Consider the following 1,098-nt stretch of genomic DNA (forward strand, 5'->3'; position numbering starts at 1 on the left):
GTCAACGAAGGCTTCTCCGGCGGCGAGAAAAAGCGCAACGAGATCTTTCAGATGGCGGTGCTCGAGCCGAAGCTGGCAATCCTCGACGAGACCGATTCGGGCCTCGACATCGACGCCCTCAAGCTCGTTGCGAACGGCGTCAACGCGATGCGGAGCCCGGAGCGCGCCATCATCGTCGTCACCCACTATCAGCGGCTGCTCGAGTACATCGTCCCCGATTTCGTTCATGTGCTGTCGGGCGGCCGGATCGTGAAGTCTGGCGACCGGGCGCTCGCGCTCGAGCTCGAAGACAAGGGGTACGGCTGGATCGAGCCTGAGGCGGCGGCCGCCGCCCAGGCCGCGAAGGCGTAAGGACATCCGCATGACTCTCGTCCAGTCCAGTCCGCAGACCGACGCCTATCTGGCCGATTTCGAACGTCTTGCCACCACCCGTACGGTGACCGAGCCCGCATGGCTGCGGAATTTGCGCCGGACGGGGATCGAGCACTTCGCCGACGCCGGCTTTCCCACGACGCGCGACGAGGAATGGAAGTTCACCAGCGTCGCGCCGATCGCCGACCGGCCTTTCGCGCCGGCGCACGATAGCCAGAGCGGCCTCGCGACGGATCTGGTGGAGAGCTGGGCCGGCGCACTCGGCGGCTGCCGGCTCGTGCTGGTGAATGGCGCGTATGCGCCACAGTTTTCCGTCGGCGGGTTGCCTGCCGGCGTGCATGTGTCCAGTCTGCGGTCTATCCTGGCCACGAACCCGGCGGCCGTGGAGCCGTATCTCGGCCGGTTCGCCCCGCCTGATCGGCAGGCGTTCACGGCGCTGAACACGGGCTTCCTCCAGGACGGCGCGTTCGTGTGGATCCCGCCTGGCACGATCGTCGAACAGCCCATTTCGCTGCTGTTCGTGTCGGCATCGCCCGAGACCGCCAGCGTGTCGCACCCGCGCGTCCTGATCGTCGCCGGCGACCGCAGTCAGGCCCGGATCGTGGAAGGCTATGTCGGTCCGCCGGGACAGGAGTACTTCACGAACGCGGTCACCGAGGTCGTGGTCGGTTCCGGCGCGGTGGTCGACCATTACAAGGTGCAACGCGAGAGCCAGCGCGCCTGTCA

At 66.9% G+C, this 1,098-nt stretch carries 2 protein-coding genes; both read left to right on the forward strand.

Annotated features, from left to right (window positions below; translation table 11 throughout):
- A partial coding sequence (gene sufC, locus Q8Q85_00245; protein MDP3772678.1) for a Fe-S cluster assembly ATPase SufC occupies positions 1-351 on the forward strand: 351 nt, incomplete at its 5' end.
- 10 nt (positions 352-361) lie between these two features.
- Positions 362-1,098, forward strand: a 737-nt coding sequence (locus Q8Q85_00250; protein MDP3772679.1) for a SufD family Fe-S cluster assembly protein, incomplete at its 3' end; no start/stop codon positions are given.

The organism is Gemmatimonadales bacterium (assembly GCA_030697825.1).
Lineage (GTDB): Bacteria > Gemmatimonadota > Gemmatimonadetes > Gemmatimonadales > JACORV01 > JACORV01.